This is a genomic window from Longimicrobium sp. (assembly GCA_036389795.1).
Lineage (GTDB): Bacteria > Gemmatimonadota > Gemmatimonadetes > Longimicrobiales > Longimicrobiaceae > Longimicrobium.
The window spans coordinates 1-9,437 of record DASVWD010000229.1; the positions used below are offsets into that span (position 1 = coordinate 1).

11 protein-coding genes are annotated in these 9,437 nt (G+C 73.6%); 9 read left to right on the plus strand and 2 right to left on the minus strand.

Going from position 1 to position 9,437, the window contains the following annotated elements; genetic code table 11:
- The 5 genes from VF746_26910 to VF746_26930 all read left to right on the plus strand — a co-directional run.
- Positions 1 to 628, plus strand: a 628-nt coding sequence (locus VF746_26910) for a Vms1/Ankzf1 family peptidyl-tRNA hydrolase (GenBank protein HEX8696076.1), incomplete at its 5' end; no start/stop codon positions are given.
- Between the two features lie 145 nt (positions 629 to 773).
- Positions 774 to 1,412 (plus strand): hypothetical protein, encoded by a 639-nt coding sequence (locus VF746_26915; protein ID HEX8696077.1) that lies wholly within the window; start codon positions 774 to 776, stop codon positions 1,410 to 1,412.
- A gap of 285 nt (positions 1,413 to 1,697) precedes the next feature.
- Entirely contained in the window at positions 1,698 to 2,087 is a 390-nt protein-coding gene (locus tag VF746_26920) for a hypothetical protein (protein HEX8696078.1), read from the plus strand.
- A gap of 217 nt (positions 2,088 to 2,304) precedes the next feature.
- A complete protein-coding gene (locus tag VF746_26925) occupies positions 2,305 to 2,916 on the plus strand; it encodes a hypothetical protein (protein ID HEX8696079.1) in 612 nt (203 codons plus the stop codon).
- 308 nt (positions 2,917 to 3,224) lie between these two features.
- Positions 3,225 to 4,055: a hypothetical protein gene (locus VF746_26930; GenBank protein HEX8696080.1), complete on the plus strand. Its 831-nt coding sequence runs from the start codon at positions 3,225 to 3,227 to the stop codon at positions 4,053 to 4,055.
- Positions 4,056 to 4,073: 18 nt separating this feature from the next.
- Here VF746_26930 and VF746_26935 read toward each other — a convergent pair whose 3' ends face one another.
- Positions 4,074 to 5,117 (minus strand): zinc-binding dehydrogenase, encoded by a 1,044-nt coding sequence (locus VF746_26935; protein ID HEX8696081.1) that lies wholly within the window; start codon positions 5,115 to 5,117, stop codon positions 4,074 to 4,076.
- Between the two features lie 200 nt (positions 5,118 to 5,317).
- Between VF746_26935 and VF746_26940 the strand changes: the two genes are divergently transcribed.
- The 4 genes from VF746_26940 to VF746_26955 all read left to right on the plus strand — a co-directional run bounded on the left by VF746_26940 (position 5,318) and on the right by VF746_26955 (position 8,832).
- Positions 5,318 to 5,869 carry a GrpB family protein gene (locus VF746_26940; protein HEX8696082.1) on the plus strand — a complete coding sequence of 184 codons (552 nt, stop codon included), beginning with the start codon at positions 5,318 to 5,320 and terminating at the stop codon, positions 5,867 to 5,869.
- Positions 5,853 to 6,617: a hypothetical protein gene (locus VF746_26945; protein HEX8696083.1), complete on the plus strand. Its 765-nt coding sequence runs from the start codon at positions 5,853 to 5,855 to the stop codon at positions 6,615 to 6,617. The genes VF746_26940 and VF746_26945 overlap by 17 nt, the downstream gene beginning before the upstream one ends.
- Entirely contained in the window at positions 6,614 to 7,726 is a 1,113-nt protein-coding gene (locus VF746_26950) for a winged helix DNA-binding domain-containing protein (GenBank protein HEX8696084.1), read from the plus strand. The genes VF746_26945 and VF746_26950 overlap by 4 nt, the downstream gene beginning before the upstream one ends.
- Before the next feature lie 107 nt (positions 7,727 to 7,833).
- On the plus strand, positions 7,834 to 8,832 hold the full coding sequence (locus tag VF746_26955) for a proline iminopeptidase-family hydrolase (GenBank protein HEX8696085.1): 999 nt from the start codon (positions 7,834 to 7,836) through the stop codon (positions 8,830 to 8,832).
- Positions 8,833 to 8,838: 6 nt separating this feature from the next.
- Here the strand turns inward: VF746_26955 and VF746_26960 are convergent, their stop codons facing one another.
- Positions 8,839 to 9,276 carry an MOSC domain-containing protein gene (locus tag VF746_26960; protein ID HEX8696086.1) on the minus strand — a complete coding sequence of 146 codons (438 nt, stop codon included), beginning with the start codon at positions 9,274 to 9,276 and terminating at the stop codon, positions 8,839 to 8,841.
- Between the last annotated feature and the right edge of the window lie 161 nt (positions 9,277 to 9,437).

Below are 9,437 nucleotides of genomic sequence, written 5' to 3' on the forward strand. Positions count from 1 at the left end.
CGTGCAGGCCGGCGGCTACTCGCAGAGCCGCTACCAGCGGCGCAAGGCCGAGGAGATGCGCCACTTCTTCAAGGAGTTCGCGCACGAGGTGGAGGAGTTCGACGCCCGCTACCGCCCCGACGACCTGGTGCTGCTGGGCACCGAGGAGAACCTGGCCAAGTTCCGCGAGTTCCTCCCCGACTCGCTCCTGCAGAAGGTCGTCCACCAGGGCCCGATGGCGGTGGACGAGAACCCGGCCGAGGTCATCCAGCGCCTGGAGCCGCACCTCTCCGCCGACCTGGAGGCGCAGAACCGCGGCGTGGTGGAGCAGGTGCGCGACCGCGTGGTGCACGACTACATGGCCACCGCCGGGTTCCGCGGCACCCTCACCGCGCTCCAGGAGGGGCGCGTGGACACCCTGCTGCTGGCCCGCGACGGCCGGCGCGACGGGGTGCGCTGCGGCCAGTGCGGCTTCGTCTTCGACCGCGGGCTGGAGAAGTGCCCGTACGACGGCTCCGACGCGCTGCTGGAGGTGGACGTGGTGGAGGAGATGGTGCGCATGGCCGAGGGGCAGGGCGTGGCCATCGCCTTCGCCGACCCGGGCGAGGTGGCCGACCTCAAGGGCGCGGCGGCGCTGCTGCGCTACTGACGGCCTGGGAGGCGGGTGTGACGCGCGGGGCCGGGAGATCGTGAGTTCTCCCGGCCCCGTGCGCTCCGTCAAGGTTCTTGACAAACGTTTGCCTGCGCGCGTACGTTCCGTCCATACCCATCCCACCCCCCAACGCTCTCCCGCCATGACTCCAGCCACCCTGGACACCGCGGCGCTGGAACGCGTCCGCGAAGACCTGGAGGCGCTCGAAGGCGTGCGGCGCGCCTTCATCGAGGGCCCCCCGTATACGGTATACGTGGTCTCCGAGCGCCCCGACTCGCGTCCCACGGAGATGTACGTGCACTCGGTGCTGACCGAGCACGGGCTCCCCGCCAGCGGGGTGGAGGTGAACTTCTGCCACCTCTCGGCGCCCGAGCCGCGGCGGCGGGTGCGCTTCGTGGCGGCGCGGCTGAAGAGCCCGCGCGCCGGGCGCGCCGTGGCCGAGGTGGAGCTGGAGTGGGCGGGGCGCTCGTACGTGGAGGAGATGGACGGCGAGAGCGGCCCCACGCTGGAGCTGAGGCTCGCGGCGCTCACCACGCTGCGGGTGCTGGACGCCATCCTGGGCGGGCGGGTGAAGTTCGAGCTGGTGGGGATCAAGCCCTTCCGCGCCTTCGACGCCGACTTGGTGGTGGTGCTCCTGAAGAGCGACGTGGACGCCAGGTCGTTCATCGGCGCGGCGCTGGCCACCGAGGACCCGATCCGCTCCGCCAGCGTGGCCGTGCTGAACGCCACCAACCGCGTGCTCGGCAACTACCTGGCGAACATGGACAACGAGGGGACGTAGCTCCTCCCTCGCCCAGGCGAAAGACGACCGCCCGCGCCGCCGTGCATCCCCCGATGCGCGGCGGCGCGGTTTCGTTTCATCCGTGTGACGTCAGGTCCGGCAAAAGACTTTTCTCACGCAGAGTTAGCAGAGTCGGCAGAGTTGACGGAAGGGGTTTCTCTGCTGACTCTGCTGCTCTGCGTGAGACATGCTTTTGAACGGCCGTCGCGCGTCGCGGAACCGACTTTGCAGCCGCGGGGCCGACGGTTGGCGTTTGGCGGGACCACCCCTCGCAAGGAGAAGCCGATGCGTCCGATGCCACTGTTCGTGCTCGCCACGCTGGCGGGCCTGGCCGCCTGCGCGACGCCGTGGGTCCAGCCGGGGACCACGTACGCCGTCACGGTGGCCAACACGGCGGGCGAGCCGTGCACCCTCTCGTACGACGCCGAGGGCGTGGACGGGCCTCGCGGGCTGGGCGAGGTCCCGGCCGGGGCGGAGCGCACCTTCAGCATCACCACGCCGCGCTCGCCCCTGGTGACGCTGGCGGCGGCCTGCGGCGGGCAGCCCGCGGAGGGCGCCCCCAGCCGCGAGGTGCGCCTGCGCGGAGACCGCACGGTGCGCCTGGAGGTGCCGGCGATGCAGGAGCGAGCGGCCCCGCGCACCGGCGGCGGGAGCGCTCCGTCGTCGCCCCGCTGAGCAGCGGGGCGCGGTGTTCTCGTCCCCCCTGCACGCGTGGTGCGGGGGGGTGTTTGCCGTAGGCGCAGACAGCGGCCGGCATCGACGGTGAACGCACTGATTCACCGGCTTTCGTTGGAGACCGGGGCGCCGGGCGACTGGTAAAGCACGGCGAAGTCACAGGCGCACACCCGACGAACCATCCACCCTGGGGCGCCGGATGCCTCGCCAGAACCGGGTGACTCCGCGCGGTGAGCTCGTCGCCGTGGACGCGCGCGGCACGTTCATGGGCAACCGCGGCTGCCTGCACGACGCGGCGGGGCGCATCCGCCGCGAGTGGCAGCTGAAGCGCTGGATCGTCTGCGAGCTGGAGTTCAAGGGCCGCCGCCGGCCGGTGATGCAGCCGGGGTGCTACACGGAGCTGTTCTTCCTGGACGAGGCCACGGCGCTCGCGGCCGGCCACCGGCCGTGCGCCGAGTGCCGGCGCCCCGCGTTCCGCGCGTTCCTCGCCGCCTGGGCGGCCGGCGGCGCTGGCGGAGGGCCGGGCGGCACGCCCAGCGCCACGGCGGTCGACGAGGTCCTCCACCGGGAGCGCACCGCCCCGCCCGAACGGGCCCCGCTCGACGCGCTGCCGGACGGGGCGTTCGTCGCCCTTCCGGGTGATCCGCGGCCGTTCCTGGTGCTCGGGGACGCGCTCCTGACCTGGACCCCCGGCGGCTACGCGGACCGCGTCGCGCGGCCGCCGGCGACGGTGGAGGTGCTCACCCCGCGCTCGACGGTCGAGGCGCTGCGGGCGGGGTACCGGCCCGTCCTCCATCCCACCGCGGGCGCGACGGACGTCGAGCGGTGAAGCGCCCGCCGATCCTCCGGCGAAGGGCGAAAAGCCTCACACGGAGTTAACGGAGTCAACGGAGAACCCCCGCAGTTCTCCGTTAACTCCGTTTCCTCCGTGTGAGACATTCGGTTACGGATCTCGATCCCGAACGATTGTCTGCAAAATGGTATGAGCAGCGCTCCTGCCGCCGCTGACCCGGCCCTGGCTCTGGCGCGGCGGCCCCGTCCACGCCAGCTTCCCGTCCTCGCAGCTGCACCCGGTTCCGGGTGAGGCAGATCGTCACCCGGCTCCCGGTCCCCCCGCGGTCTCCTTCCGCCCCCGACATGAGCGACCCGCAACCCTCCGGCGCCGAGGACCCCGACGTCCGCGCGGCCGCGCCCGCGCTCGAGCTGCGCTACCGCACGGTGTACGGCGCGCCGCCGCCGCGCCCGATCCGGCTGGAGATCCCGGGGTGGGCCGGTCCTTCCCGGGCCCACGGCGACGGCGCGCCCGCGCAGCCGTGGCACTGCCAGCCGTTCGTGGACGGCGCCACGTACGGGCTGGAGCTGGTCTACCCGTACCGCAGCGAGTGCCGGGTCCACGTGCAGGACGGCGCCCTCCGCTTCGAGGGCGAGGTGGCCGCCGAGATGGAGGCGGCGGGGCTGCCGCACCCGTTCGGCGCCTTCGCCGCGGGGCACTACGGGATGGCCACCGCGCTGGACCTGCTGCCGCCTCCCGGGTACGCGCTCCGCCTGGGGCCGCACCCCCGCTTCTTCACGGACGCGTCGGGCGAGGTGCCGCTGGCGCTTCCCGGGCACCTGCAGCGCTTCTGGCCGCGGCAGTTCTTCGCCGTGTTCCGCGCTCCGCCCCCGGGCGCCGTGCACGTCTTCCGCCCCGGCGAGCCGTACGCGCAGCTGCTGGTGGTGCCGGTGGCCGAGACGTACCGGGTGGAGCCGATGGAGCCCGGGCTGGCCGAAGACCGGGCGCGGCAGGACCGGCAGGTGACGATGTTCACCTACCTGCTGGCGAAGCGGCTGTGGCAGTCCGACCTGGGCTACTGGTTCGACGACAAGTACAAGCAGCTGCTGCGCGTCTTCCGCCGCGGCGGGCTGGACGCCGTGCGCGGTCACCTGCAGTCCGTGGAGGACCGGGCGACGCCCCAGTCCAGGAAGTGAGATCGGCCGCACTCACGGCTACGGCCGCACCACCAGCCGGATAGGGTTCCCCTCCTTCCTCATCAGCCGCTCCACGCCGCGCGCGACGTCTTCCAGCGGGAGGACGTCGCTGACGGAGCGCGACACGTCCAGGCGGCCGCGCGCGACCAGGTCCACCAGCTGGTCCAGGTGGCGCTTGCGGTAGCCCAGGTGCCCCAGCAGCGACTGCGACCGCACGCCGAAGCCCACGCCCGGGCCCAGCCGGATCGGCTCCGGCGAGAGGCCGATCATCACCACCCGGCCGTTGCGCCCCACGCACTCCGCGGCCTGCGCGAGCACCGCGTTGGCGCCCACCAGGTCCACCGCCAGGTCCAGCCTGCGGCCGCCGGTGAGCTCGTGCACGCGGGCCACCACGTCGTCGACGGCGGGGTCGAGTGCGTGGTCGGCGCCGCGCTCCAGCGCCCGCTCGCGCGCGGCCGGCAGCGGGTCGACGGCCACGACGAGCGCGGCGCCCGCCATCCGCGCGATCTGCACCGCGTGCACGCCCAGCCCGCCGATCCCCCACAGCCCCACCGACTCGCCCGGCCTCAAGCCCCCGCGGTCGACGAGGCCGGCGTACGGGGTGGAGACGGCGTCGGCCAGGATGGCGGCCTGCTCGAAGGGGATGTGCTCGGGGACGGCGCTCAGGCTGGTGTGGGGGACCACGACGAGCTCGGCCCAGGCGCCGTCGTAGTCGAAGCCCATGATCTGGAACTTCAGGCACTCCCCCTCGCCGCGCCCGAGCGCGCAGCTCGGGCACGCGCCGCATGCCTTCCCGCCCGCCATCACCACGCGCTGCCCCGGCGTCCAGCGCGGCACCCGCTCGCCCACGCGCTCGATCACGCCGGCGGCCTCGTGCCCGGGGGTGAGCTCCGCCAGCGTGGGGCGCAGCGAGCCGTCGACCAGGTGCACGTCCGACAGGCAGATCCCGCAGGCGCGCACCCGCACCAGCACCTCGCCGGGCCCGGGCGCGGGGACCGGCACGTCCCGCACGCTGAGCTGCCGGGTCGCGCCGTCGAAGCGCGCCGCCCGCATGGTCTCCATCCGCGGTGCTCCTGGTCTTTCGGGGCTGGATGATAGGGATTTCCCTGTAGATACAGATTCGCGGCCGGGTGGCAAGATCCTGAATGGCTCACGCAGAGCAGCAGAGTCAGCAGAGAATCTGCGCTCTTGCGCGCGCGTGAGGTCCCGGCTACTTAGGGCGAAGCCGAGCCGCTGTCTCCTTTCGACGCCCGAGCCTGCGCGTGGGACTCCCGATCGAACCGTACGAGCCGGGCCCCCCGGAATTCCTGCCGTCCGATCCCGAGGCCGCCGCGGTGGCGGAGGCCGTCGCGGCGTGCATCGAGGCGGCGTTCCCGGCGTGCCGCGTCGAGCACATCGGCAGCACCGCCGTTCCGGGGCTCGCGGGGAAGGGGATCGTGGACCTGCTGCTCCTTTACCCGCCCGGCGGGCTGGCGGAGGCCCGCGACGCGCTGGCGGCGCTCGGCTTCCAGCGCCAGACGGGGCGCGACCCCTTCCCCGAGGAGCGGCCGATGCGCACCGGCGCCGTCACCCGGGCGGGCCGCCGCTACCGCCTGCACGTGCACGTGGTGGCGGCCGGCGACCCGGAGGCGGCCGCGCTGCTCGCGTTCCGGGACCGGCTGCGCGCTTCGGCGGAGCTGTGCGCCGCCTACGAGCGCCGCAAGCGGGAGATCCTGGCCGCGCGCGTGCGCGACAGCGTGGACTACTCGGAGGCGAAGACGGACTTCATCCGCGCCTGGGCGGCGCCCGTCCCGCTGCATGCCCATGATCCCTGAGCCGATCGTCCTGAGCTGGAGCGGAGGCAAGGACAGCGCGCTCGCCCTGGCGCGGCTGCGCTCCGATCCCGGCCTCGAAGTCGTCGCCCTGCTCACCACCGTGACCGCCGGCTACGACCGGGTGAGCGTCCACGGCGTCCGCCGCGCCCTCCTCCAGGCGCAGGCCGCCGCGCTCGGCCTGCCGGTGCACGAGGTCACCATCCCGCCGGAGAGCTCCAACCAGGCGTACGAGGCGGCGATGGCCGCAGCGCTCGGCCGGCTGCGGGAGCGGCTCCCCGCCGTGCGGCGGCTGGCGTTTGGCGACATCTTCCTGGAGGACGTGCGCCGCTACCGCGAGGAGCAGGTGGCGGCGCTGGGCTTCGGCGCGCTCTTCCCGCTCTGGGGCGAGCCGACGGATGCGCTCGCCCGGGAGGTGCTGGAGATCGGGTTCGCCGCGCGGCTGGTGTGCGTGGACACCCGGGCGCTCCCCGCCGCGTTCGCCGGGCGCGGCTACGACGCGGCGCTGCTCGCGGAGCTCCCCGCGGGGATCGACCCGTGCGGCGAGCGGGGCGAGTTCCACACCTTCGTCTCCGCGGGGCCGGGCTTCCGCCGGCCGGTGCGCTACCGCGTGGGCGAGGTGGTGCTGCGGGCCGAGCGGTTCGCGTTCTGCGACCTGGTGCCCCTCGACGCCGGCCCCGGCGCGGAGGCCGTCTCCGCGCCGACAGAAGGTTCGATTCCAGCTGACGCTCACCCGCCGATGGTCTCGTGAGCGAATCCCCCGAGTTGTTGCAGCGGTTGCGGGCCTGGAGCTACCGCCGCCAGCTCCTGGACCGGCCCGCCGCCGGGCCCGCCGAGGCGCTGCGCGGCGTCGTAGCCGTGTACAGCAGCCACCCGTCGGCGCCGCTCACGCTGCTGGCCCGCAGCCGCTCGTTCGACGGTGATTGGCTGGGCGAGGCGGAGCGGCGGCGCGAGGTGGTGCGGCTCTCCGCCATGCGCGGCTCCATCCACCTGCTCCCGGCCGACACGGCGCCGCGCATCTTCGCCGCCACGCGGATGCCGGTGCAGAAGCTCGCGGGGAGCCTGCGCTATGCGGGGCTGGACTGGGACGAGTACGCGCGGCTGAAGGAGCGCATGCGCGAGCTGCTGCGCGAGCCGATGACCCCGGCCGAGGCGCAGCAGGCGTTCGGGATGGGCTCCAGCCTGCTGACGGCGCTGCGCCTCATGGCGTACGAGGGGCTGGTGCTGCGCCTGGGCTCCACCCTGCGCACCGACGTGCTTCGCTACGTCTCCGCCGAGGCGTGGCTGGGCCGCCCGCTGGAAGAGCCGGACCCGCTGCAGTCGCTCGAGTGGCTGGCGGGGGAGTACCTGCGCGCCTTCGGGCCGGCGCGGGTGAAGGACTTCGCCTGGTGGTGCGGGACCACGCAGAAGCGCGCGGCGGAGGCGCTGGCGGGCGTGGAGACGGTGGACGTCGGCGGCGGGCTGCTGCTCCCGGCGGACGACGAGGCGGCCTTCGTTGTCGCGGAGCCGCTCGACCCCGAAGCGGTCGCCGTCGTCCCCAAGTGGGACATGTACACGATGGGGTACGCGCCCGACGGCCGGCGGCGCTTCGTGGACGACGCGCACCTGGGGTTCGCCTACAGCAAGGCGAAGACGGGAGGCGCCGGGGCCACGTCGGGAGACGGCAACCCGCTGGTCCTGCGGGGCGGCCGCGCCGTCGCCGCCTGGTCGCACCGGTTCGCCGGCGACCGGATGCTGGTCACCGTCACGCCGTTCGAGCCCGACCTCCTGCCTCAGGGCTGCGACCGCCTCTTCGACGAGATCGGCAATCTCCTCGGCGCCGCCGCGATCGAGGTCGGCGCGGCGGCATCGCCCGCCTGACCGGCCGGGACCGGCAATCCGTTCCGGAATCCCCGCCGTATCGTATCCGTTCAGCGCGCGGAGGACCGCTCGCGCTCGTCGCCTACCTTCATCCGCGAACCAGCCCCATGCGCAATCCCTGGATCGGTCCACTCGCCCTGGCGCTCGCCGCCACCGGGTGCAGCGAGAAGAAGCCCGCGCCGGGCGCGGACGCCGGCGCGGCGGGCACCCGCGCGGCCGCGTCCGCGTCCGCCGCCGCCGAGGCGTACCTGCCCGTGCCGGGCGGGCGGATCTGGTACCGGAAGAGCGGGAGCGGCGGCGGGACGCCGGTGATCCTGCTCCACGGCGGACCGGGGCTCAACAGCTACTACCTCAAGCCGCTCGAAGCGCTCGGGGACGACCGCCCGGTGATCCGCTACGATCAGCTCGGCAGCGGCAAGTCGGACACGATCAGCGACACGACGGCGTTCACGATCGCGCACTTCGTGAACGAGCTCGATTCGCTGCGCGCGAGCCTCGGCTACGACCGGGTCCACCTCCTCGGGCACTCCTGGGGGACGATCCTCGCCTGGGAGTACTACCGCGCCCACCCGGAGCACGTGGCCAGCCTGGTGCTGGGCAGCCCGGCGCTCGACATCCCGGCGTGGGAGCGGAACGCGCGCAGGCTGGTCGGCACGCTCTCCGACTCCGCGCAGCGCGCCATCCGGGTGCGCGAGGCCGAGGGGAAGTTCGACGCCCCCGACTACCAGAGCGCGATGAACGAGTTCTACGGGAAGTACGTCTTCCGCCGCCCGGTGCAGGCCGACCTCGACAGCTCGTTCGCGTCGTTCAACCAGGGGATCTACAACTACATGCAGGGGCCGAGCGAGTTCACCATCACGGGCACGCTCAAGACGTACAACGCCGTCCCGCAGCTCGCGACGGCGCGGGTGCCCGTGCTCTTCACGGTGGGCGAGTTCGACGAGGCGGACCCGGAGACGGTCCGGCGGCAGGCCGCGCTCACGCCCGGTGCCCGGGTCGAGGTGATCCCCGGCGCCGCGCACATCACCACCTGGGACAACCCGGAGGCGATGCTGCGCGCCGTCCGGGGGTTCCTGCGCGCGGCCGACTCGGCGGGCGCCCGCTGACCCGGATCAATCCTCCCACGCCGCGGCGTCGCCGACGCGGATGGTGCCGTCGTCGAGCACCTCGGCGAAGGCGCCGCCGCCCCAGTGCGGGTCCATCGCCCGGCGCAGGCCGGGGACGGCCTCGTCCATCCGCTCGCACGGCCGGGTCTCGCCCCAGATGCGCAGCCGGCAGGGGCCCACGCGCAGCACCCGCCCGCGCGTGTGCTCCAGGCGCACGCCGCGCAGCAGGAGGTTGGCGCGCCGGGCGGAGGGCGGCGCGTCGGCGCCGAGCTGGTCCATCAGCTCCTCCCACTTCTCCTGCTCGATGAGCGTGACCTGGCGCCTGCGGCCCTGGTCGGCGTTGCCCACCAGCCCGCGCCCCGCCACCAGCTCCGCGGACGGCACCGGGTCCATCGGCCCGCGGTGGGCCCGCTTGATCCAGATCGCCAGCAGCTCGCCTTGCATCTCGAGTCCTCTACGAAGCGGATGTCATCCTGAGTCTACCACCGCGCTGCGCGCGACCAGGGAGGATGAAACGGGTGTGGGAGCATAAATTGGGCGGGTGGCGTCGGCAAAGAGGTCGGTAAGCTCATTGGTGCGAGAGAGCCCGTTCCTGAGTCAGACCC

Excerpts from the sequence above, each read along its gene's own strand:
- VF746_26915 (HEX8696077.1), top strand. The coding sequence starts at position 774 with ATGACTCCAGCCACCCTGGACACCGCGGCGCTGGAACGCGTCCGCGAA.
- VF746_26920 (HEX8696078.1), top strand. The coding sequence starts at position 1,698 with ATGCGTCCGATGCCACTGTTCGTGCTCGCCACGCTGGCGGGCCTGGCC.
- VF746_26930 (HEX8696080.1), top strand. The coding sequence starts at position 3,225 with ATGAGCGACCCGCAACCCTCCGGCGCCGAGGACCCCGACGTCCGCGCG.
- VF746_26935 (HEX8696081.1), bottom strand. The coding sequence starts at position 5,117 with ATGGAGACCATGCGGGCGGCGCGCTTCGACGGCGCGACCCGGCAGCTC.
- VF746_26945 (HEX8696083.1), top strand. The coding sequence starts at position 5,853 with ATGCCCATGATCCCTGAGCCGATCGTCCTGAGCTGGAGCGGAGGCAAG.
- VF746_26955 (HEX8696085.1), top strand. The coding sequence starts at position 7,834 with ATGCGCAATCCCTGGATCGGTCCACTCGCCCTGGCGCTCGCCGCCACC.
- VF746_26960 (HEX8696086.1), bottom strand. The coding sequence starts at position 9,276 with ATGCAAGGCGAGCTGCTGGCGATCTGGATCAAGCGGGCCCACCGCGGG.